This window comes from uncultured Jatrophihabitans sp. (assembly GCF_964246335.1).
GTDB lineage: Bacteria > Actinomycetota > Actinomycetes > Mycobacteriales > Jatrophihabitantaceae > Jatrophihabitans.
Window position 1 is genome coordinate 57,442 of the sequence record NZ_CAXTQF010000007.1, and the last position, 21,541, is coordinate 78,982.

Genomic DNA, 21,541 nt, shown 5'->3' on the forward strand with positions numbered 1-21,541 from the left:
ACGAAAGATCAGGTCGACGGGCCGGCGCGCTCGATAAGACGTTTGAGAACGTTCGGCGGGACGAGCGAGGCGACGTCGCCGCCCCACTTCGCGATCTCCTTGACCAGGCTAGAGGCCAGGAAGCTGTATTCCGGGTTAGTCGGCATGAACAGCGTGTCGATGCCGGCGAGGCCGCGGTTCATCTGCGCCATCTGCAGCTCGTAGTCGAAGTCGCTCACTGCGCGCAGCCCTTTGACGATCACCGGGATGTCGTGCTCGCGGCAGTAGTCGACGACCAACCCCTCGAACGTGTCGATCTGCACGTTCGGGTACTCGGCGCTGACCTCGACGAGCATGGCCTTGCGCTCGTCGACGGAGAACAGGCTCGACTTGGACTGGTTGACGAACACCGCCACGGTGACCTCGTCGTAGAGATTCGCGGCACGGCCGATGATGTCGATGTGGCCGTTGGTGACCGGGTCGAAGGAACCAGGGCACAGGGCGCGGCGGACCTGATCGGTGCCGCCCTCGGCGCTGGGCTTCATCGTGTGCTGGCTGCGCTGGCGCTCATCGGCGGCGACCGTACCAAAGCACCGTGTCCCCGTACCGCTTCTCGAAGTCCGGTGTGACGAAGGTTTCGGCCGCGACCAACCTCTCGCTGTGGGCCGACCGCTCCATGACGAGGCGCGCTTCCTCGGCCAGCCAGCCGCCGGCCCCGAGTCGGGCGACGACCTCCCCGATCTTGTCGCGGTCGAGCGCGTAGGGCGGATCGAGGAACACGAGGTCGAACGGTTCCGGCGCTTCGTCGGCCAGGTACTGCGCGACCGGGCGCGCGATCACGGTGGCGCCGGGCAGCGCGACGGTCTCGATGTTGCGGCGCAGCACGGCGAGCGCGGCGCGGCCCTTCTCGACGAACACCGCCTGCGCCGCCCCACGTGAGAGCGCCTCGAGCCCGACGGCGCCGGTGCCCGCGAACAGGTCGAGCACCCGCGCACAGTCCATGCTCATCGACGCTGCCAGCGTGTTGAACATGGCTTCGCGCACCTGGTCCGACGTGGGCCGGGTGCCCTCCGGCGGCGGCGCCAGGCGGCGCCCCTTCGCCGCCCCGGCGACGATCCTCATGCCGACTCCGAGGTCATGCCTTCTCCAGGAACTCGGCCTGCTCGTCGCGTACCAGGTCGGCGACCTGCGCGGCGAGGACCGGATGCTCGGCCAGCGTCGGGTCGGCCTCGACGATCGTGGTGGCCTCGGCACGGGCGGCGACGATCAGCTCCTCGTCGCGCAGCAGCGAGAGCAGCTTGAGCTGGCGTCGCCGGCCCGACTGCGCGGCGCCGAGCACGTCACCCTCGCGCCGTTGTTCGACGTCGAGGCGCGCCAGCGCGAATCCGTCCAGCGTGGCGGCCACGGCGTCGAGCCGATCGCGCGCCGGGGTGCCGGCCGGCGCGTCGGTGACGAGCAGACACAGACCGGGGTGCCCACCGCGGCCGACGCGGCCGCGCAACTGGTGCAGCTGCGAGACGCCGAACCGGTCGGCGTCCAGCACGGCCATCACCGTCGCGTTGGGGACGTCGACGCCGACCTCGACGACGGTGGTTGCGACGAGCACGTCCGTCGCCCCGGCGGCGAAGTCGTCCATCGCGCGGTCCTTGTCCTCGGGCGTCAGCCGACCGTGCAGCACGCCGATCCGCAGACCGGCCAGCGGACCGTCGGCGAGCATGGGCGCGACATCGGACACTGCCACCGGCGCTCGCCGCCCGGTCGCTTCGTCGTCGTTCAGCTCGACGTCGTCCACGTCCTCCTCGAACTCACCGGTGTCGACACCGATGCGCGGGCAGACGACGTAGGCCTGGCGCCCGGCCGCGACCTCCTCGCGGATGCGCGTCCACGCGCGCTCGAGCCAGGCCGGCCGCTCGTGGGCGGGCACGACGCTCGTCGCGATGGGTGAGCGGCCTGCGGGCAGCTCCGCGAGGGTGGACGTGTCGAGGTCGCCGAACACCGTCATGGCCACGGTGCGCGGGATCGGCGTCGCGGTCATCACCAGCAGGTGCGGCGGGTTCGTCGCCTTGTTGCGCAGCGCGTCGCGCTGTTCGACACCGAAGCGGTGCTGCTCGTCGACCACGACCAGGCCCAGCTCGGCGAAGGACACCTGATCCTGGATGAGCGCGTGCGTACCGACGACGATGCCGGCCGCGCCGCTGGCCACGTCGAGCAGCGCCGCGCGTTTCGCAGCCGCGGGCAGCGAACCGGTGAGCAACGCGATGCGCGTGGCGTCGTCGGCGCCCCCGAGCCGGCCGCCGTGGGCCATCGGACCGAGCAGCCGTTCGATGGTGCGCGCGTGCTGCGCGGCGAGTACCTCGGTGGGGGCGAGCAGCGCGGCCTGTCCCCCGGCGTCGACGGTCTGCAGCATGGCGCGCAGCGCGACGACCGTCTTGCCGGAACCGACTTCGCCCTGCAGCAGCCGGTGCATCGGGTGCTCGCGGGCGAGCTCACCGGACAACACGCCGCCGATCTCGCGCTGCCCGTCGGTCAGCGTGAACGGCAGCTGGGCGTCGAACGCCGCGAGCAGGCCGCCGACCTGCACCGGGCGCGGCGTGGCCGGGTTCGCGCCGGCCAGCCGGCGTCGCTGCGCGAGTGCGAGCTGGACGCCCAGGGCCTCGTCCCACGCCAGGCGCCGGCGCGCGGCGTACCACTGCGCAAAGTCGTCCGGCTCGTGCATGGCCCGCAGCGCGGCGTCCGCGCCGAGCAGGCCGTGCCGCGCGCGGGTGACGTCGTCCAGGCCGTCGGGGACAGGGTCGAGCATGCCCAGCGTCAGCGACACCGCGTTGGCGATCGTCCACGTCCGGACCGCCTGCGTGGCCGGATAGACGGGGATGAGCCGGCCGGCGTAGACGTCGGCCTCGGCATCGTCGAAGTCGTCACCGCGCAGCAGCTGGTAGTCCGGGTGCACGAGCTGGCGCACGCCGCGGAACTCGCCCACCTTGCCGGAGAACAGCCCACGCCGGCCGGGGACGAGATCCTTGCCGCGCCACACCGCGCGGCCGAAGAAGACGAGCTGCAGCCGGGCCTTGCCGTCGCCGACGACGACCTCGAGCCGCTGGTTGTTGTGGTAGCGCTTGGTGCTGCTCGACAGCACGTCGGCGACGACGGTGACCTCGTCGTCCACGCGCAGCGACGCGAGTTCGGTGAGCTCGCCGCGCTCGGCCATCCGGCGTGGGTAGTGCGTGAGCAGGTCGCGCACGGTCTGCATGCCGAACGCCTTCTGCAATGCCTTGGCGGTACGCGCGCCGACGGTGTCGATCAGGCCGGTGTCCAGCGTGGGCACGTCGTCACTCCACCCCGATGATCACCGGGTGCTCGGACTGCCCGGCGTCGTACACGGCGACGTCGGTGAGCGGGGCCCGCCCACGCACGTGCGCCTGCAGCAGGTCGCCCGTGCGAGCGGGTGCCGCACTGCCGACGAGCACCGTCATCAGTTCGGCGCCGACCGCCAGCAGCCGGTCGACGAGGGTGAAGGCGACGGCCAGCAGGCTGTGCCCGATCTGCACGACCTCGCCGTCGATCAGGCCGAGCACGTCGCCCGCCTGGCAGACCCCCACCGCGGTCAGCGCCTGCGAATCGGCGACCGCGATCTCCGCGTAGCGGGTGGCGGCGGCCGCCTCGGCCATCGCCACGACGTCGTCGTCGAAGCGGCGGCCCGGGTCGTGCACCGCGACTGCGGCAAGGCCCTGTACGGCCGAGCGGGTCGGCACCACGGAGGCGCCGATGCCGTCGGCGCGTGCCCGGACGGCCGCGGCCTCGGCGACACCGGTGACCCGGGACGCATTCGGCAGCAACACCACCTGCGCCGCGCCCGTGGCGTGCACGGCCGCGACGACGTCGGCGACCGCGGGAAGATCGTCGGCGCCGCCGGCCACGACGTGCACGCCGTCGACGCCGGCGTTGTCGAACAGGTGCGCGAGGCCGGCGCCCGGAGCGATGGCGAGCACCGCGACCCCGCCGGTCCGCTCGTTGTCGTGCGTATGTGCCCGCCCGTGCACGTGCAGCGCGACGACCTTGATGTCACGCGGCCGACCCACCTCGACGCCCGCCTCGACCGCAGCGCCGACGTCGTCGACGTGCACGTGCACGTTCCACGCGTCGGGCCCGACGTCGACCACGGCCACCGAATCGCCGATGCGAGCCAGCGCGGTGCGCAGCTCGGCCAGCCGATCCTGCGGCGCGTCGAGCCGGTACTGCACCTCGTACCCGTAAGCCGTGTCGTCGACCGTGTGCAGATCACGCTCGGGCCGGCGGGCCGGGGTGAGCGGCACGGTCGTGCCGGTGATCGTGTGCGTCAGCGCGGCCAGCAGCACCACCAGCACCCGGCCGCCCGCGTCGACCACGCCGGCGCGCGCGAGGTCGGCCAGCTGCTCGGTGGTGCGTTGCAGGGCGTCGTCGGCCGCACGGGTGGCCGCGACGACGGTGTCGCCGAGCGAGCCGCCCGTCCCGGCCGTGCTGCGGGCCGCGCTCGCACCTTCCTCGGCGACGGTCAGGATGGTCCCGGCGACCGGCGTGACGACGGCCTCGCGCGCCAGGATGGCGCCGGTGTGCAGGCCGTGCGCCAACGCGGCGGCGCCGTGGGTGGTGCCGACGTGGCCGGCGCTGCCGTCCGTGGTGCTGTGCGCCACGGCCAGGCCGCGCAGGATCTGCGACGTCAGGAAGCCGGAGTTGCCGAGCGCGTCGCGGGCGGCGCCGTCGGCCATCGCCGCGAACGCGGCCCCGACGGTCTCGACCGAGGGCATCGCGGCGAGAGCGGCATCCGCGGCGCGCATGGTGGTCAGCGCGTTGCTACCGGTGTCCGAGTCGGCGACGGGGAACACGTTCAACGCGTCGATCTCGTCGCGGTGGGCGGCGAGCAGGTCCAGCGAGGTGGCGCTCCAGCGGCGCACGGCGTCCACGTCGAGCGCGTCGAGCACTGTCCCGTCCCTTCCGATGCGCGGCACTCTACTGGCCGGGGACGTCAGCCCTGTTCCGGCGCGGCGCCCCGCGCGGCGGTCACCGGCCGGGCGCAACCTCCGGCGCCGGTCGGCGGGACGCGCGGTTTGGCCGGTCCGTGGCGCAGCCGTTAGACTGCTCTGGTTGCCCGCGTTTCGCCGGGCGTCACCATCTTCGTCGTGCAAGGAGTTCACAGTGGCCAGCGTCTGCGATGTCTGCGGCAAGGGTCCCGGCTTCGGCATGTCGGTCTCACACTCGCACCGGCGCACCCACCGCCGCTGGAACCCGAACGTGCAGTCGGTCCGCGCGCTGGTGGCCCCGGGCACCCGCCGGCGCATCGACGTGTGCACCTCGTGCCTGAAGGCCGGCAAGGTCACCCGCGGCTGACCCGCCGTCCTTTTCGAGCAAGCCCGCTTCGCCGTCGCGGAGCGGGCTTTTCTCTGCCCGCCCGCCGCGGCGGTCGATCGCCGCACCCGCGCTCACCAGCGGGTCGTGGCCGGCACGAGGTCCTTGCCCAGGAACACCGCACTCGGTGAATCCGCGTAGTGCCCGAACGGCGCCGCCGGCCGGTAGCCCGCGCTGCGGTACAGCGCGATCGCCGGTTGCTGCGGCTGCCCGGTGTTGAGCACCAGCCGCCGCACGCCGGCGGCCAGCGCCGTCCGCTCGAGCTCGGCGAGCACGAGTCGCGACAGCCCGCGGCCGCGCGCGGCCGGCGCGACGTACATCCGCTTGATCTCGGCCTGCGCGCCGTCCTGCTCACTGCGCCGGCGCCACCCGCCGGTCGCCACCGCGAGGCCGTCGAGCACCCCGACCACGAACAGGCCGTCCGGCGGGGCGAACTCGGTCAGCGTGACGACGGCGCTGTCCGGGCCGCCGTACATGCCGACGTATTCGGCCTGCACGTCGGCGACCATGCGCACGACGTCGGGATCGTCGTAGGGCCGTACCTCGAACTCGAACGCCACGTCTGCCGAAGGTACGCAGCCGGTCACCTGCCGATGACATTCACCGCGCTAGCGGTAGTGCTCGTGCCCACCCACGGACCAGCGGCGCCCGTCGACGCGCACGCCCTCGCCCTCGGTCACCGCGCCGATCACCCGCCATTCCGCGGGCACCGCGATCGTGCGCGGGAAGGTCGCGGCCAGTGCGTAGTCGTCACCGCCGGTGAGCACCCACACCAGCGGGTCGGTGTTGAGCGCCGCCCCGACCTCGCGCAGCTTGGCGGGCACGTCGAGCAGCTCCGCGCGAAGATCGATGCGCACCCCGCTCGCGGCGGCGACGTGGCCGAGGTCGCCGACCAGCCCGTCGCTCAGATCGGTCATCGACGTCGCGCCGAGCTGCGCCGCGACCGGCCCCTGCGCATACGGCGGTTCGGGCCGGCGGTGCGCCGCGACGACCTGCACCGGCGAGCGGAACCCGCGGCTGAGGACTGCGAAGCCGGCGGCTGCCCAGCCGGTACGACCGCACACCGCCACGAGGTCGCCGACCCGGGCGCCGGCCTGCGTCACCGGCTCGCGGCCCTCGAGATCGCCGAGCGCGGTGAGGCCGATCATGACGGTGTCGGCGGCCGTGACGTCGCCGCCGACGATGGCGCCCTCGGCCTGTGCGCACTCCGCGCGCAGCCCGGACATCAGGCCGTCGATCCAGGTCAGCTCGAGGTCCCCGGGCGCCGCGAGCGCCACGACCAACGCGGTCGGCCGGGCACCCATCGCAGCGATGTCGGAGAACGCGCGGGCCGCGGCTTTGTGCCCGACGTCCTCGGCGCTGGACCAGTCGCGGCGGAAGTGCCGGTTCTCGAGCAACGTGTCGGTGGACACCACCACGCGGCCGTCCGGCGCGGCGACCACGGCAGCGTCGTCGCCCGGGCCGAGCAACGTGCCCGGCGACGGCGCCAGCCCCTGCGTCACCCGCGCGATCAGCCCGAACTCGCCGACATCGGAAACCGTGATGGTGCTCGCCCCTTCGTCCACTGTCGGTCACAGCCGGCCGGCCGTGGGCCGTCCGTCCTGCGGCGTCTGCACGACACCGCCTGCGCTACGTTCTACCGGAGTTACATCGAACCGTACGTAGCGACGAATGCACGCGCGCCCCTGCCGGATGGCGCGTCGGACCGGAGGATCACCGTGAGCGTCAGCGCCTACATCCTGATCCAGACCGAGGTCGGCAAGGCCGCCGCGGTGGCCTCGCGCATCGGCGCTCTCAGCGGCGTCACCACCGCCGAGGACGTCACCGGCCCGTACGACGTCATCGTGCGCGTCGAGGCCGAGACGGTGGACGAGCTCGGCCGCATGGTTGTTGCGAACGTGCAGTCGGTCGACGGCATCACCCGCACGCTGACCTGCCCGGTCGTCCATCTCTAGAACGCGCAACGGATGAGCGACCCCGTCCTGCGCCGGGCCGCGCTGATCGCGACCGCCGTGACGATCCCGTTCATCGTGATCGCCGCCTTCGTGATCAACGGCATCACCGGCGGGACGCCGACCACCCCGTCGCCCTCAGCCACCGCCGGGCCGGTGACCGCGGCCGCCCCACCGCTGGCGCAGCAGCAGACGGCCAACTGCGCCAAGGTGCTGGCGAAGCTGCCGGTGAGCCTGGACGGCCTGCCGCCGCGGGTCGTGCACACCACGCCGGACACGCCGTTCGTGGTGGCCTGGGGCAACCCGGCCGTGGTGCTGCGCTGCGGTGTCGCGAAGCCCGCGCAGCTGCATCCTGGATCCGCGGTGCAATACCGCGTGATCAACGATCTTGCCTTCGTGCTCGGCCTCGGCAAGAAGGCCGCGATCTACACGAGCGTCGACCGTGCGCCGTGCGTGTCGGTCGACTTCCCCGCGGGCGTGCAACCGGCGACGTACCTGCCCACGGTGGCCGCGGCGATCAAGGCGGCACTGCCCGCCGTATGCTCCACCGACTCGACGATCGCCGACCCGGACAAGCTGTGCACCCGACGCAGCTGAGTCAGCTCTCCAGCCGGCGGTGTGCGGCCTGGTCGGCCGCGTGCGCGAACGCGCCGAGCAGGCCCTGCAGGGCCATCGGCCGCAACCGGGTGAGGATCGACATGACCTGTTCGTGATCGAGCTCGCCGCGCTGGTACGGACCCCAGATGGCGCTGGCGAACACGTCGGTGAGGCCCTCGGCGACGGCCTCGGCGTGCTCGCGGATGATGTGCGCGGACCGTTCGAGCACGTTGCGCGGCACCCGCAGGTTCAACAGCTCCGCGGCGTGCCCGAGCATCGACGGCGACACCCGGAACCGGTCGTCCTCCGTGCGTTCGAGCGCGCCCACGGACTCGAGGAAGTCCAGTTCGACGTCGTCGGCGGGACGGCCCAGCCGGCGCAGCAACGTCGGCCGGTCGACGATCTCGGTCTGCTCGGCAAGCCACGGCGCCAGCACAGCGCTCTGCACGGCGTACTCGACGGGCGCCGCGTCGGCCGGGATGCGGGCGAGCACCCGCTGGATCGCCGACAGCGTGTAACCGTGCTCCTGCAACGTACGGACGAGGTCGAGACGCAGCCGGTGCCGTTCGTCGTAGTAGGCCACCCGGCCCCGGCGCTGCGGGGCCGGCAGCAACCCCTCGCTGGCGTAGAAGCGCACGGTGCGCACGGTCAGCCCGGTGCGCTCGGCGAGCTCGTCGACGGTCAGTTCACCGTCGACCACCGCCTCACCCGCCGCGCTCATGGCGCGAGGGTAACCGCCGGGGCCCGTGGTGTGCCGACGTGCACATCGACACAATGGCTGGCGCACAGCGACCGTGACAGTAAGACTGGCATCCTCAAGTCGGGCCGGGTCTCCGACCTCGCGAATCACACAGAACGGTAGGCGAGATGACCGAAGCATTCATCTACGACGCCCTGCGCACGCCGCGCGGGCGCGGCAAGAACACCGGCTCGCTGCACGGCACCAAGCCCGTGTCCCTGGTCGTCGGGCTGCTCGACGAGGTGCGCAAGCGCAACCCCGGGCTGGACACCGCGGCCGTCGAGGACGTCATCCTCGGCTGCGTGTCGCCGATCGGTGAGCAGGGCGCGGACATCGCCCGCACCGCCGCGCTGGCCGCCGGATACGAGACGTCCGGCCCGGGCTTCCAGCTCAACCGGTTCTGTGCCTCCGGCCTCGAAGCCGTGAACGTCGCCGCGCAGAAGGTGCGTTCCGGCTGGGAGGACCTGATCATCGCGGGCGGCGTCGAGGCGATGTCGCGGGTGCCGATGGGCTCCGACGGCGGCCCCTGGGCCCAGGACCCGGAGACGGCCTACGACACCAGCTTCGTGCCGCAGGGTGTCAGCGCCGACCTGATCGCCACGCTCGAGGGCTTCAGCCGCACCGACGTCGACACCTACGCCGCCGAGTCACAACTGCGCGCGGAGAAGGCGATGGCCGACGGCGCGTTCGACAAGTCGATCGTGCCCGTCCGCGACATCAACGGCGACGTCGTGCTCGACCGCGACGAGTTCCCGCGCCCCGGCACCACGGTCGAGTCGCTCGCCGGCCTCAAGCCGTCCTTCCAGGCTGTCGCCGAGATGGGTGGCTTCGGCGCCGTGGCGCTGCAGAAGTACCACTGGGTCGAGAAGATCAACCACGTCCACACGCCGGGCAACTCCTCGGGCATCGTCGACGGCGCCGGGCTCGTCGTCATCGGCAGCGAGCAGGCCGGCACCGACAACGGCCTCACGCCGCGCGCCCGGATCCGCTCGGTCGGCGTCGTCGCCACCGAGCCGACGATCATGCTGACCGGCCCGACGCCGGCCGCCCAGAAGGCGCTGGCCAAGGCGGGGCTGACCGTCGACGACATCGAGCTCTGGGAGCTCAACGAGGCGTTCGCCGCGGTGGTCATGAAGTTCATGAAGGATCTGAACATCCCGCACGAGAAGATCAACGTGAACGGCGGCGCGATCGCGCTGGGCCACCCGCTCGGCGCCACCGGCGCGATGATCCTCGGCACGCTCGTCGACGAGCTCGAGCGCCGCGACCAGCACATCGGCCTGGCCACGCTGTGCATCGGCGGCGGCATGGGCGTTGCGACGATCGTCGAGAGGGTCTGACCGTGAGCACGAACATCATCAACTGGGACCAGGACGCCGACGGCGTCGTCACGCTGACGCTCGACGACCCCAACCAGCGCGCCAACACGATGAACGACGACTTCCGCTCGTCGCTGTCCGACGCCATCGACCGCCTCGAGGCCGAGAAGGACTCGATCACCGGCGTCATCGTCACCTCGGCCAAGGACACGTTCTTCGCCGGCGGTGATCTCAAGCTGCTCTCCCAGGTGACGCCGGAGAACAAGGACGAGTTCGCGGCAGGCGTCACGAAGATCAAGGCCGACTTCCGTCGGCTCGAGAAGCTCGGCAAGCCCACCGTCGCGGCACTGAACGGCGCGGCGCTCGGCGGCGGGCTGGAGATCGCGCTCGCCTGCAACCGGCGCATCGCGCTGGACAACCCGAAGGCGCAGTTCGGCCTGCCTGAGGTCACCCTCGGGCTGCTGCCCGGTGCCGGCGGCGTCACCCGTATCACCCGGCTGCTCGGCATCGCCGACGGCCTGATGAAGGTGCTGCTGCAGGGCAACCGCTACAAGCCGGCGCAGGCCGTCGAGGTCGGCATCGTCGATGAGATTGCCTCGACGCCGGACGAGATGTTCGCCAAGGCCCGTGAGTGGATCAAGGCCAATCCGGAGACGGTGCAGCCCTGGGACGACAAGGGCTACCGCATGCCCGGCGGCGCTCCGACCAGCCCGAAGCTGGCCGGCATGCTGCCCGCCTTCCCCGGCAACCTGCGCAAGCAGCTCAAGGGCGCACCGATGCCGGCGCCGCACCACATCATGTGCGCCGCCGTCGAGGGCGCGGGCGTCGACATCGATACCGCTCTCACCGTCGAGGGCCGCTACTTCGTCAATCTGGCCACCGGGCAGGTCGCGAAGAACATGATCCAGGCGTTCTGGTTCGACCTGAACTCGATCAACGGCGGCGGGTCACGTCCGGACGGCTACGAGAAGCGCAACGCGCAGAAGGTCGCGGTGCTCGGCGCCGGCATGATGGGTGCCGGCATCGCCTACGTCAGCGCGCGTAACGGCATGGAGGTCGTGCTCAAGGACGTCTCCATCGAGGCGGCCGAGAAGGGCAAGGGCTACTCGCAGAAGCTGCTCGAGAAGGCCGTTTCCCGGGGCAAGATGGAGCAGGCGAAGGCCGACGAGGTGCTCGCCCGCATCACGCCCACCGCCGACTACGCCGATCTCGCCGGCTGCGATCTCATCGTCGAGGCCGTGTTCGAGAAGGTGTCGCTCAAGCACGAGGTGTTCGGCGAGGCCGAGAAGGTCGTCGGTGACGACGCGCTGCTCGGCTCGAACACCTCGACGCTGCCGATCACGTCGCTGGCCGAGGGCGTCGGGCGCAAGAAGGACTTCATCGGGCTGCACTTCTTCTCCCCCGTCGACAAGATGCCGCTGCTGGAGATCATCCGCGCCGAGCAGACGTCGGATGCCGCCCTGGCCCGTGCGCTCGACTACGCGGCGCAGATCAAGAAGACGCCGATCGTCGTCAACGACAGCCGCGGCTTCTTCACCTCCCGCGTCATCGGCACGTTCGTCAACGAAGCGGTCGCCATGCTCGGCGAGGGCGTTGCGCCCGCGACCATCGAGCAGGCGACGACGCAGGCCGGGTACCCGGTCGGCGCGCTGCAGCTGGCCGACGAACTGAACCTCGAACTGTTCCTCAAGATCCGCAACGAGACGCGCGACGCCATGGGCGACGCGTACGTGCGGCACCCGGCCGAGGACATCGTCGAGAAGATGGTCGAGCTGGGGCGTCCGGGGCGACTCAAGGGCGCGGGCTTCTTCGACTACGACGAATCGGGCAAGCGCACCGGCCTGTGGCCGGGCCTCGCCGAGCACTTCCCGGTCAAGGGCGATCCGTCGCAGGTCGATCTGCACGAGCTCGAGGAGCGGATGCTGATCATCGAGGCGATCGAGTCCGCCCGCTGTGTCGACGAGCAGGTGCTGATCACCACCGCCGACGCCAACATCGGCTCGATCATGGGCATCGGCTTCCCGCCGTGGACCGGTGGCGTGCTGCAGTACATCAACGGCTACGAAGGTTCGACCGGCCGGGGCGTGGCCGCATTCGTGCAGCGCGCCGAGCAGTTCACCAAGGCCTACGGTGAGCGGTTCGCGCCGAACGAGCTGCTGCGCACCAAAGCGGACAAGAACGAGACGTTCTGACGTTCTGACGTCCCCACCCCCTACCGTTGATCAACAGCAGGTTCTGGTCGTCCTGGCGACCAGAACCTGCTGTTGATCAGCAACCGTTGGCACTTGTTGCTGAGCATTCGACGTTGTCAGCTGCTGTTGATCAGCAACCGTTGGTCACTTACCGTTGATCAACAGTATGTTTTGGTCGCCCAGGCAGCCAGAAGCTGCTGTTGATCACGGGTGGGGGTTGCGATGCCGGGTCCGCTGAGCGGGGTGCGGGTGCTGGAACTGCCGGCAATCGGGCCGGTGCCGTTCCTCGGCATGTTGCTGGCCGACCTGGGCGCCGAGGTCGTGCGCATCGACAAGCTGCCCGGCGGCACGCCCGGTCTGGCCGACGCCATGGTGAGCAGCCCGATGGGCCGCGGCCGGCGCTCGATCGGGCTGGACCTGCGCAAGCCGGGCGGTGCGGAGGTGGCGCTGCAGCTCGCGCAGACCTGTGACGCGTTGATCGAGGGCTTCCGGCCCGGTGTCGCGGAACGGCTGGGGGTCGGGCCGGACGTCGTCCTCGCGCGCAACCCGAAGCTCGTCTACGGCCGGATGACGGGCTGGGGGCAGGACGGCCCACTGGCCGCGACCGCCGGCCACGACATCACCTACCTCGCGCTCACCGGCCTGCTGCACGGCATCGGGCCGGCCGCGGGTCCGCCGACGCCACCGGTCAACTACGTCGCGGACTTCGGCGGCGGCGCGATGTTCCTGGCCACCGGGCTGCTCGCCGCCCTGCTGCACGCGCGCGCCACCGGCGAGGGCCAGGTCGTCGATGCCGCGATGACCGAGGGCGCCGGCTACCTGGGCTCCATGACGCGAACGTTCGCCGCGTCCGGCGGGTGGAAGGACGAGCGCGAGGCGAACCTGCTCGACGGCGGCGCGCCCAACTACCGCTGCTACGAGACGAGCGACGGCAAGTGGGTGGCCGTCGGCCCGTTGGAACCGCAGTTCTGGGCGGCGCTGGTCGTGGCACTCGGTCTCGACGCCGACTCCGCGCCGAGCCCGTACTCACCCGCCGAGTGGGCCGGCTGCACGAAGCTACTGGCCGAAACGTTCCGTACCCGCTCGCGCGACGAGTGGACGGCGCTGTTCGAGGCGACCGACGCCTGCGTCGCGCCCGTGCTGACGCTCGAGGAGGCGCCGCAGCACCCGCACGCCGTCGCGCGGGGCTCGTTCGTCGATGTCGCCGGCGCGACGATGCCGGCGCCCGCGCCGCGCTTCTCGGCCACGCCCGGCGCAGCCGGCGAGGTCCCGCAGGTCGGTACGGCGACCGAGGAGCTGCTCGCCGAGCTCGGCTACGACAACGCCGCCGTGGAGCAACTACGAACCGACGGTGCGATCGCCTGACGACAGCCGGGCGAGCCGCTCTGCCCCCTTGTTGCATGCTCGGATGACGAATTCGGGCGGCCAAAAGTGGTCATCTCGAACCGGGAGATGTCGAAACATGGCTAACCGCGGTCCGGCACCTCCAGCCGCGCGAGCCGCTCGGCGACGATCTGCCGCACGGCGGGGTCGGTGCCCATCCCGGTGTGCGACGACGCCACCGCGACGCACTCGGCGGCCGGGTCGAGGCAGGTGTGCCAGTCGATGATCGCGTCGGACTCGGAGTAGACCGAGGTGTACTGCACGCCGGCGGGAAAGGGCGCGACCAGCTCGGCGGCGATCCGCGCTGCGCACTCCCCCGTCACGCAGTCCTCGCTCATCACCGAACCGACACCACGCCGGTTCAACCTGAACAACAGCTCGAGCTGCGCGCGGACGTGCGTGGCAACCCGCAGCGTCCCGGTGACCGGCGCGGCGAGCACGACGATCCCGGCAACGAGATCAGGACGGCGCTGTGCGGCCAGCTTGACGATCATGCCGCCGCGACTGTGCCCGACGACCGCCACCGGACATCCTTCGGCGGCGACGACACCCGCCAACCGGTGCACGAGCCGGTCGACCATCGCGTCGGTGCAACCGAGGTTGGCGCCGATCCGGCTGCCGAACGTGCGGTGCCCGCTGCGGCGCAGTTCGCGCGCGAGGATGGTCAGCGACACATCCCCGGAGATGAAGCCGGGCACGAGCACCACCGGCACCGCGACGCCATGCGCCGGCTGGCGCACCGGGCGGCGCAGCAGTCCGACGAACGCGCGGTACGAGCGCATCTCCGCCTCGCGCGCGGCGGCGGACGGCACGAAGTCCGATTCACGTCGAAGGCTCGGCACCTCAACCACTGCAGCCCCTCCCGGCATCCGAAGCGCGTAACGCCAGCCTAGGCTCGTGGTCGTGCCCGAGGGCGACACCGTCTACCGACTCGCGCGCCGGCTCGAGGCGGCCCTGGACGGCCGGACGCTCGAGCGCGGCGAGCTGCGCGTCCCGCGACATGCAACCGAGAACCTGCGCGGCTACCGAGTCCTCGGCCACGACACGCACGGCAAGCACTTGCTGACCCGGCTTTCCGGTGGCCTCACGCTGCACACGCATCTGAAGATGACCGGCTCGTGGACCGTCACCCGCGCCGGCAAACGGTTGCCCAGCCGGCTGCTGCCCGACGTTCGCGTGCTGCTGGCGTGCACGGACGGGACGAGCGCGTACGGCATCTCGCTGCCGGTCGTCGACCTCCTGCGCACCGTCGACGAACGGGACGTGGTCGGCCACCTGGGCCCGGACCCGTTGCGCGCCGACTGGGACGCCGGCGCCGCCGTGCAGCGGCTCGGCGCCGACCCGCAGCGCGCGGTGTCCGACGCGCTGCTGGATCAGCGGCTGATCGCGGGACTCGGGAATCTGTGGGCGAACGAGCTGTGCTTCCTGCGCGGTCTGCACCCGACGCGGCCGGTCGGCGACGTCGATATGCCGGCGCTCGTGACGCTCGCCGCGCGAGCGTTGCGCGCCTCCGCGACCAAGCCCGGCGCCATGCAGATCACGACTGGCGACCGGCGCCGGGGCGAGCAGCACTGGGTGACCGGCCGGGCCGGGCGCCCGTGCCTGCGGTGCGGCACCGTCGTCCGGGTGCTCGATGACGATCGTGCGGCGTCCGGGCGACGGACGTGGTGGTGTCCGAGCTGCCAGCCCGCGACGGACACCTCGGCCCGCACGGCCTAGCGCGGACGGCTCAGCGCGACTCGAACGGATCGCGCGGTACCGAGAGCCGCGGTACGCCACCGAGACCGAGGTTGTAGCGGGTGTGCTCGGCGTATTCGGCGAGCTTGTCCCAGAGCGCGGCGTGCGCGGGCCACGGGATCGGCTCGTCGCCGTCCTGCCAGCTCTCACCGAAGGTGATCCACACCAGCGTCCAGTCGGCGGCCAGCGCCCACTTGCCCTGGCTCCATTCGAGCAGCGACCGGCGGATCTGAAAGGCCAGCCGTGCCGCATCCGGGAACGTCGTGACGGCGCTGACGACCCAGACGCGGAAATCGCGCGACATGAGATCGAGCTCGAAGTCGGCGAGGACCGCGGGGTCGACGAGCACCGTCGCAACGTTCTCGTGGCCCCGTCCGCTCACCCGTCCAATTATCCATGCGCGACCGACATCCGGCCCAATGGTTCTTCCGTACCGTTGCGGTTACGTAACCAATTCGGTACGTTAGGCGAATGGACGCCGTCCTGCACGCCCTGGCCGACCCGCACCGGCGCACGGTGCTGGAGATCCTGCGCGACCACCCGGCCACCGCCGGCGAGCTGGCCGCGGCGCTGCCCATCGCCCGGCCCGGGGTGTCGCGGCATCTGCGGGTGCTGCGCGAGGCGCAGCTGGTGACCGCCGAACAACAGGCGCAGCGGCGCGTCTACCGCCTTGCGCCCGAGCCACTTGCGGATCTGGACAGCTGGCTGGGCCCGTACCGCGACATGTGGCAGCAGCGGATGGCTGCGCTGCACACCGAGATCGCCCGCGGCAACCGAGAGAACAGGGAGAAATGATGAGTCGGATTCTGGGCACGATGCGTCGGCTTGACGACACGCACGGGGCCGTCCGGGTCGAAGATGTCTACGACACCGACATCGACGACCTGTGGTCGGCGATCACCGAACCGCAGCGCCTCGCCCGCTGGATCGCCACCGTCGAGGGCGAGTTGCAGGTGGGCGGCACCGTCTATGCCCGATTCACCAGCACGTGGGAGGGGCCGGGCCGCGTCGACGTGTGCGACAAGCCGCACCGCCTGCTGCTCACGATGCAGGTCGGCACCGACGAGGAGGCCGTCATCGAGGCCGTACTCAGCGCAGAGGGCCCGCGCACCCGGTTGGTCGTCGAGGAACGCGGCCTGCCGCTGGAACCGCTCTACAAGCACGGCGCGGGCTGGCAGGCGCACATCGAGGACCTCGGCCGATACCTCGCCGGGCAGGGCTCGGCGTGGCAGGACCGATGGAGCCAGCTCTCTCCCGTCTACGAGGCGCTCGAGATCACCTGATGCGCTGACACCCTGACACCGTCGGAGGCGAGCGCTAGCGTGCGCAGCACCCAACCGGTCCGACGCAGGAGGCCACCGTGGACTACAAGCTCGAGCTGTTGTGCGTCCCCGTCAGCGATGTCGACGCTGCCAAGGAGTTCTACGTCGACAAGGTCGGCTTCGCCGCGGACCACGACCAGCGCGTCGACGAGTCGTTGCGTTTCGTGCAGCTGACGCCGCCCGGCTCCGGGTGCTCGATCTGCATCGGTGAGGGCCTCACGACCATGACGCCCGGTTCGCTCGAGGGATTGCAGCTGGTCGTCGAGGATGCCGACGCCGCGCACGCCGAGCTGGCCGAGCGCGGCGTGGACGTCAGCGACGTCGACGACCTGGCCTGGGGCCGGTTCGTCTACTTCGCGGACCCGGACGGCAACAAGTGGAACGTCCAGGAGATCAAGATTCCCGGCTGATCCGCTGTGCAGCTGACGCCGGACTGACGCCGGACGCGCTCAGCCGGCGTTGAAGGACGTCGGCTTGGACTGGGTCGACAACCAGATGCGAAAGAACGTGGTCAGGTTCTGACCGGACACCTTCTGCGCGAGCGTGACGAACTGCGCCGTCGTGGCGACCGAATACCGGTGCTGAGCCGTCCAGGTGCGCAGCAGCGTGAAGAACTTCGCATCGCCGATGCGGTGCCGCAGCGCCGCGAGCGTCATGCCCCCGCGGGAGTAGACGGCGCTCGAGAACATGGTGTTGCGCTTCGGGTCGGCGATGGCCTGGTGCCAGAACCCGTCGCTCGCCGGAATCTTCGCGAACAGCTGCGAGAAGTAGCTGTAGGTCGACGGGCCGCCGGTGTGCTCGGCCCACAGCTGCTCGGCGAACGTCGCGAAACCCTCGTTGAGCCAGATGTTGCGCCACGTGGCCACGGACACGCTGTCGCCGAACCACTGGTGCGACAGCTCGTGCGACATCGTGGTCGGATCCGGCGAGAAGCCGTACAGCGGCCGGGTCTGCGTCTCGAGGGAGAACCCGACGTCCGGCACGTTGTCGACGATCGCGCCGGTGGAGGTGAACGGGTACCGGCCGAACGTCTTCGACCAGTAGTCGGTGATCGCGCCGGTCAGCGCGAACACCTTGTCCGAGCTCGCCTGCTTGGCCAGGTGGGGATCGACGGCCATGGTCTCCCGGATACCCCCGGGCGTGTGCCCGAACCGGAATTTCCACTTGCCGATGTCGATCGTCGCCAGGTAGGTGGCCATCGGGCTGGTCTCGTGCCATGTCCACACCGAGCTGTGCCGGGTGGTGCGGTGGTGCTGCAGGTTGCCGTTCGCGACGACCTGCCGGCCGCGCGGCACGGTGATGTGGAAGGTGTACGTGGCCTTGTCGCTGGGGTGGTCGTCGGACGGGAACCAGGTGTGTGCCGCGTTCGGTTCGTCGCCGACGAATGCGCCGTCCGGGGTGTACTGCCAGCCGTAGTCCGCGCCGAAAACGACGGGCGAGCCGGTGATCGTCCGCGGCGACCCGGCGTAGCTGACCGCTGCGTGGAACCTGTGGCCGCGCCGAAGGCCGTGCCGCGGCGTGATCTGCAGCTCTTGGCCGCGGCGGTGCCACCTGGCGTGCGCGCCGTTCACCACGATGCTGCGCACGTGCATGCCGGACAGGTCGAGATCGAAGCGGGACAGGTTCTGCGTGGCGCGGGCGGTGATGTGCGCAACGCCGGACAGGTAGTGCGAACTCGGCAGATAGTGCAGGTCCAGCGTGTAGTGGCCGACGTTGTAGCCACCGTTGCCCTCGAGCGGGAAGTACGGATCACCGACGCCGGCAGCGCCGTGCGTGAAGTGCGTCGCCGCGCCCGCGACAGCAGTGGGGCCGGCCAGCGGCGCGACCAGCGCGACGGTCACGGCGACCACGCCGGCGGTGCGGCGAAGACGAAGAGGCATGGCAGTGCTCCCGGCGATTCGTGGTGATCACGTAGACCATCGCCGGGCAACGCGGCAAGGTCAAGACCTATCCGCCGGTCGGTGCCGACGCCCGGGGCGTCAGCGGTCGCGGCGCAGCGCTGCTGCGATCAGCCGGTCGACGACCTCGGGGTACGGCACGCCGGTAGCTGCCCACATCTTCGGGAACATCGAGATCGGCGTGAAACCGGGCATCGTGTTGATCTCGTTAACGATCACGCGCTCGTCCGGCGTGACGAAGAAGTCGACGCGCGCCAGACCCGCGCAGTCGATCGCGGTGAACGCACGGCACGCCGCGGAGCGAACCTCCTCGATCACCGCGTCCGGCAGGTCGGGCGGGATGTCGATCTCGCAGGCGTCGTCGAGATACTTGGCTTCGAAGTCGTACCACTCGTGCCCGGGCAGCAGGGTGATCTGCGCCGGCAGGCTGGCTTCGGGTTCACCGTCGACGTTCTCGAGCACGCCGCACTCGATCTCCCGGCCGGTGACCGCGGCCTCGACGAGCGCCTTGGGGTCGTGGGACCACGCAAGTTGCAGGGCGTCGTCGAGATCAGCCCACGAGTCGACGCGGGTGATGCCCACGCTCGACCCGGCGCGCGCCGGCTTGACGAACAGCGGCAGGCCGAGGCGATGCAGATCGACCTGCGCGTACGGGCGGCCGCGGTGCAGCACCGCGAACTCGCCGACGTCCAGCCCCTCGGCGCGCAGCAGCTTCTTGGTGAACTCCTTGTCCATGCCGGCAGCGCTCGCGAACACGCCTGCCCCGACGTACGGCACGCCGGCCATCTCCAGCAGGCCCTGGATGGTGCCGTCCTCGCCGAAGCGGCCGTGCAGCACCGGGAAGACGACGTCGACGTCGGTCAGCGCGTGCACTGCCGCGCCCGGTTCGACCGCAACGAGCGACGGGCCGGTCGGGTCGCCGGGCAGGATCACCTCGGTGCCCTTCGCCACCTGCGGCAACGCGCGGTCCGTGATGCGCAGCTGGTCCGGCGCTTCGTCGGTCAGCAGCCAACGCCCGTCCGGCGTGATGCCGAGCTGCACCACCTCGTAACGCTGCGGGTCCAGCGCGGACAGCACCGCGCTCGCCGACACCACCGAGATGCCGTGTTCGGAGTTGCGGCCGCCGTACACGACGGCGATGCGGGTGCGCCGGCCCGGAGGCGTCACGGCGCGGTCACCGGCCGCGAGCCCTCGGACTTCACGGACCGTGACATCAGCAGCTCGACCATCCGGCGTGGTGTCATCGCGCCCGAGCAGACCGCGTCGACGGCTGCGGTGATCGGCACGTCGACGTCGTGGTGCTGGGCGAGTTCGAGCACCGACCGGCAGGACTTGACGCCCTCGGCCACCTGGCCGTGCGTCGCCTCCTGCGCCTGCTCGATCGTCTCGCCGCGGCCCAGCCGCTCGCCGAAGGTGCGGTTACGGGCGATCGGCGAGTTGCAACTGGCCACGAGGTCGCCCAGGCCGGCCAGCCCGGCGAAGGTGAGCGGGTCGGCGCCCAGTTGCTGACCGAGTCGCGCGATCTCCGCGAGGCCGCGGGTGATGATCGAGGCGACCGAGTTGTGCCCGAAGCCCATGCCCTGCCCGATGCCGCACGCGAGCGCGATGACGTTCTTCACCGCGCCGCCGAGTTCGCAGCCGATGACATCGGTGTTCGTGTACGGCCGGAAGTACGGCGTACTGCAGCGGGCCTGCACCGCCGCACCGCGCGCCTCGTCGGTGCACGCGATCACCGTGGCGGTCGGTTGCCGGGCCGCGATCTCCGGTGCGAGGTTCGGGCCGGTGACGACGGCGATGCGCTCAGCCGGCGCCGCGGCGACCTCGGAGATCACTTCACTCATCCGCTTGGTCGTGCCCAGCTCGACGCCTTTCATGAGGCTGATGAGGGTCGCGTCGGCGGCCAGGTGCGGCGCCCAGCCGAGCAGGTTCTCGCGCAGGGTCTGTGACGGGATGGCGAAGGCGACGAGATCCGCGCCGTCGAGCGCGGCCGCGGCGTCGTGCGTCGCGGCGAGCGCATCCGGCAGCTCGATCCCCGGCAGGTACCCCGAGTTGCGGTGCGTCGAGTTGATCTGCTCGGCCAGACTCTCGCGCCGCGCCCACAGCGTCACGTCGTTGCCGGCTTCGACGAGCACTTTCGCGAACGTGGTCCCCCAGCTTCCCGCACCCAGCACTGCGGCGCGGGTCATGCAGCATCGCCCTGCCGCGACCGTTGCCACACGAACAACTCCCCGCCCGGTTCGGGTTCGCAGCGCAGGTCGGCGAGGTCGTGGCGCAACCGGCGGACGATCACATCGGTCATCTCACGCAGCACCCTCGGGGTCGGCTCGCGGCCGCGGAACGCGCTCAGATCGATGGGCTCGCCGACCGAGAGCGTGTGGCGTGGGCGGGGCACGAGCTTGAGCTTCTTCCGGTACAGATCGACCTGTTCCTGGACGCCCCACTGCACGATCGGGATGACCGGTACGTCCGGCACCAGCGACGCGAGGCGTGCGGCGCCCGTCTTGCCGGCCATCGGCCACCACTGCGGGTCGCGGGTCACCGTGCCCTCCGGGTGCAGCACGATAACGCCGCCACGCTCGAGGCACGCCACCGCAGCGGCCAGCGACTGGCGCGCGTCGGTGGTGCCCCGTTTGACGGGGATGTGCCCCATGGCCCGCATCGCCGGGCCCACCGCAGGCACCTCGAAGATCGACTCCTTCGCGAGGAAGCGCGGCGTGCGGCCGGCGTCGAGGATGAATTTCGAGACCAGAAAGGGGTCCACGTGCGACACGTGATTGACGACCACGATCATCGGGCCGTCGAGCGGTAAGCGCTCCATGTGCCGGTACCGCAACTTGAACACCGCCGAGAACGGGTAATAGAGCACCAGCCAGACGAAGCGCCAACCCGGCCCCATCTTCTCCCCGACGCCGGGCCTGCGCCGCTTGTGCAGCCGTGCCACCTGTTCCTCCTGACCGTCCTTGCCGCTAGCAGTCTGCCGTATCGACGCCGCCCGGCCGTCATTCGGCACGGCGGATGGCCTGGCACACCCCGGCTCCGCAGCG

Annotated in this window: 23 protein-coding genes; 10 read left to right on the forward strand and 13 right to left on the reverse strand. The window is 71.0% G+C overall.

Annotated elements, in window-relative coordinates; all coding sequences use genetic code 11:
- Positions 1–8: 8 nt before the first annotated feature.
- The 4 genes from coaD to ACFFCN_RS03755 are packed head-to-tail and all read right to left on the reverse strand — an operon-like array spanning position 9 to position 4,934.
- Positions 9–524, reverse strand: a complete 516-nt coding sequence (gene coaD / locus ACFFCN_RS03740) for a pantetheine-phosphate adenylyltransferase (RefSeq protein WP_375489785.1) — start codon at positions 522–524, stop codon at positions 9–11.
- Positions 525–546: 22 nt separating this feature from the next.
- Complete coding sequence (gene rsmD, locus ACFFCN_RS03745; protein WP_375489786.1) at positions 547–1,101, reverse strand: 16S rRNA (guanine(966)-N(2))-methyltransferase RsmD; 555 nt, start codon at positions 1,099–1,101, stop codon at positions 547–549.
- 13 nt (positions 1,102–1,114) lie between these two features.
- Entirely contained in the window at positions 1,115–3,301 is a 2,187-nt protein-coding gene (gene recG / locus ACFFCN_RS03750) for an ATP-dependent DNA helicase RecG (RefSeq protein ID WP_375489787.1), read from the reverse strand.
- Between the two features lie 4 nt (positions 3,302–3,305).
- Positions 3,306–4,934, reverse strand: coding sequence for a DAK2 domain-containing protein (locus ACFFCN_RS03755; RefSeq protein WP_375489788.1), 1,629 nt, complete (start codon positions 4,932–4,934; stop codon positions 3,306–3,308).
- Positions 4,935–5,148: 214 nt separating this feature from the next.
- On the opposite strand from ACFFCN_RS03755, the gene rpmB reads away from it, so the two are divergent.
- Positions 5,149–5,340 (forward strand): 50S ribosomal protein L28, encoded by a 192-nt coding sequence (gene rpmB, locus ACFFCN_RS03760; protein ID WP_375489789.1) that lies wholly within the window; start codon positions 5,149–5,151, stop codon positions 5,338–5,340.
- 92 nt (positions 5,341–5,432) lie between these two features.
- On the opposite strand, the gene ACFFCN_RS03765 is transcribed toward rpmB, so the two are convergent.
- Positions 5,433–5,918, reverse strand: a complete 486-nt coding sequence (locus ACFFCN_RS03765; protein WP_375489790.1) for a GNAT family N-acetyltransferase — start codon at positions 5,916–5,918, stop codon at positions 5,433–5,435.
- Between the two features lie 48 nt (positions 5,919–5,966).
- Entirely contained in the window at positions 5,967–6,923 is a 957-nt protein-coding gene (locus tag ACFFCN_RS03770; protein WP_375489791.1) for a thiamine-phosphate kinase, read from the reverse strand.
- A gap of 147 nt (positions 6,924–7,070) precedes the next feature.
- Here ACFFCN_RS03770 and ACFFCN_RS03775 point away from each other — a divergent pair, with 147 nt between their 5' ends.
- Together ACFFCN_RS03775 and ACFFCN_RS03780 are read left to right on the forward strand one after the other, a co-directional pair.
- Positions 7,071–7,313 carry an Lrp/AsnC ligand binding domain-containing protein gene (locus ACFFCN_RS03775; protein ID WP_375489815.1) on the forward strand — a complete coding sequence of 81 codons (243 nt, stop codon included), beginning with the start codon at positions 7,071–7,073 and terminating at the stop codon, positions 7,311–7,313.
- Positions 7,314–7,325: 12 nt separating this feature from the next.
- Positions 7,326–7,907: a DUF3515 family protein gene (locus ACFFCN_RS03780; RefSeq protein WP_375489792.1), complete on the forward strand. Its 582-nt coding sequence runs from the start codon at positions 7,326–7,328 to the stop codon at positions 7,905–7,907.
- 1 nt (position 7,908) lies between these two features.
- Here ACFFCN_RS03780 and ACFFCN_RS03785 read toward each other — a convergent pair whose 3' ends face one another.
- Positions 7,909–8,628, reverse strand: a complete 720-nt coding sequence (locus ACFFCN_RS03785) for a MerR family transcriptional regulator (protein ID WP_375489793.1) — start codon at positions 8,626–8,628, stop codon at positions 7,909–7,911.
- 146 nt (positions 8,629–8,774) lie between these two features.
- On the opposite strand from ACFFCN_RS03785, the gene ACFFCN_RS03790 reads away from it, so the two are divergent.
- From ACFFCN_RS03790 to ACFFCN_RS03800, 3 genes are all read left to right on the forward strand, one after another.
- A complete protein-coding gene (locus ACFFCN_RS03790; RefSeq protein ID WP_375489794.1) occupies positions 8,775–9,986 on the forward strand; it encodes an acetyl-CoA C-acetyltransferase in 1,212 nt (403 codons plus the stop codon).
- A 2-nt stretch (positions 9,987–9,988) separates the two neighbouring features.
- Positions 9,989–12,157, forward strand: coding sequence for a 3-hydroxyacyl-CoA dehydrogenase NAD-binding domain-containing protein (locus ACFFCN_RS03795; RefSeq protein ID WP_375489795.1), 2,169 nt, complete (start codon positions 9,989–9,991; stop codon positions 12,155–12,157).
- Between the two features lie 222 nt (positions 12,158–12,379).
- Complete coding sequence (locus ACFFCN_RS03800) at positions 12,380–13,522, forward strand: CaiB/BaiF CoA transferase family protein (protein ID WP_375489796.1); 1,143 nt, start codon at positions 12,380–12,382, stop codon at positions 13,520–13,522.
- A gap of 101 nt (positions 13,523–13,623) precedes the next feature.
- Here the strand turns inward: ACFFCN_RS03800 and ACFFCN_RS03805 are convergent, their stop codons facing one another.
- Positions 13,624–14,382 (reverse strand): lipase family alpha/beta hydrolase, encoded by a 759-nt coding sequence (locus ACFFCN_RS03805; RefSeq protein WP_375489797.1) that lies wholly within the window; start codon positions 14,380–14,382, stop codon positions 13,624–13,626.
- Positions 14,383–14,443: 61 nt separating this feature from the next.
- Between ACFFCN_RS03805 and ACFFCN_RS03810 the strand changes: the two genes are divergently transcribed.
- The gene (locus tag ACFFCN_RS03810) at positions 14,444–15,259 is read left to right on the forward strand and encodes a DNA-formamidopyrimidine glycosylase family protein (RefSeq protein ID WP_375489798.1); all 816 of its coding nucleotides are present in this window, start codon (positions 14,444–14,446) and stop codon (positions 15,257–15,259) included.
- Between the two features lie 10 nt (positions 15,260–15,269).
- Here the strand turns inward: ACFFCN_RS03810 and ACFFCN_RS03815 are convergent, their stop codons facing one another.
- Entirely contained in the window at positions 15,270–15,659 is a 390-nt protein-coding gene (locus tag ACFFCN_RS03815) for a hypothetical protein (protein WP_375489799.1), read from the reverse strand.
- Positions 15,660–15,748: 89 nt separating this feature from the next.
- Between ACFFCN_RS03815 and ACFFCN_RS03820 the strand changes: the two genes are divergently transcribed.
- The 3 genes from ACFFCN_RS03820 to ACFFCN_RS03830 all read left to right on the forward strand — a co-directional run bounded on the left by ACFFCN_RS03820 (position 15,749) and on the right by ACFFCN_RS03830 (position 17,009).
- Positions 15,749–16,072 (forward strand): ArsR/SmtB family transcription factor, encoded by a 324-nt coding sequence (locus tag ACFFCN_RS03820; protein WP_375489800.1) that lies wholly within the window; start codon positions 15,749–15,751, stop codon positions 16,070–16,072.
- Positions 16,072–16,560: an SRPBCC family protein gene (locus tag ACFFCN_RS03825; protein ID WP_375489801.1), complete on the forward strand. Its 489-nt coding sequence runs from the start codon at positions 16,072–16,074 to the stop codon at positions 16,558–16,560. Before ACFFCN_RS03820 ends, ACFFCN_RS03825 begins: the two co-directional genes overlap by 1 nt.
- Positions 16,561–16,637: 77 nt before the next feature.
- The gene (locus ACFFCN_RS03830) at positions 16,638–17,009 is read left to right on the forward strand and encodes a glyoxalase superfamily protein (RefSeq protein WP_375489802.1); all 372 of its coding nucleotides are present in this window, start codon (positions 16,638–16,640) and stop codon (positions 17,007–17,009) included.
- 39 nt (positions 17,010–17,048) lie between these two features.
- Here the strand turns inward: ACFFCN_RS03830 and ACFFCN_RS03835 are convergent, their stop codons facing one another.
- The 4 genes from ACFFCN_RS03835 to ACFFCN_RS03850 form a co-directional block, all read right to left on the reverse strand.
- On the reverse strand, positions 17,049–18,479 hold the full coding sequence (locus ACFFCN_RS03835) for a M1 family metallopeptidase (RefSeq protein WP_375489803.1): 1,431 nt from the start codon (positions 18,477–18,479) through the stop codon (positions 17,049–17,051).
- A gap of 99 nt (positions 18,480–18,578) precedes the next feature.
- Positions 18,579–19,664 carry a D-alanine--D-alanine ligase family protein gene (locus ACFFCN_RS03840; protein WP_375489804.1) on the reverse strand — a complete coding sequence of 362 codons (1,086 nt, stop codon included), beginning with the start codon at positions 19,662–19,664 and terminating at the stop codon, positions 18,579–18,581.
- Positions 19,661–20,683, reverse strand: a complete 1,023-nt coding sequence (locus tag ACFFCN_RS03845; RefSeq protein ID WP_375489805.1) for an NAD(P)H-dependent glycerol-3-phosphate dehydrogenase — start codon at positions 20,681–20,683, stop codon at positions 19,661–19,663. Before ACFFCN_RS03845 ends, ACFFCN_RS03840 begins: the two co-directional genes overlap by 4 nt.
- A complete protein-coding gene (locus tag ACFFCN_RS03850; protein WP_375489806.1) occupies positions 20,680–21,507 on the reverse strand; it encodes a lysophospholipid acyltransferase family protein in 828 nt (275 codons plus the stop codon). Before ACFFCN_RS03850 ends, ACFFCN_RS03845 begins: the two co-directional genes overlap by 4 nt.
- Between the last annotated feature and the right edge of the window lie 34 nt (positions 21,508–21,541).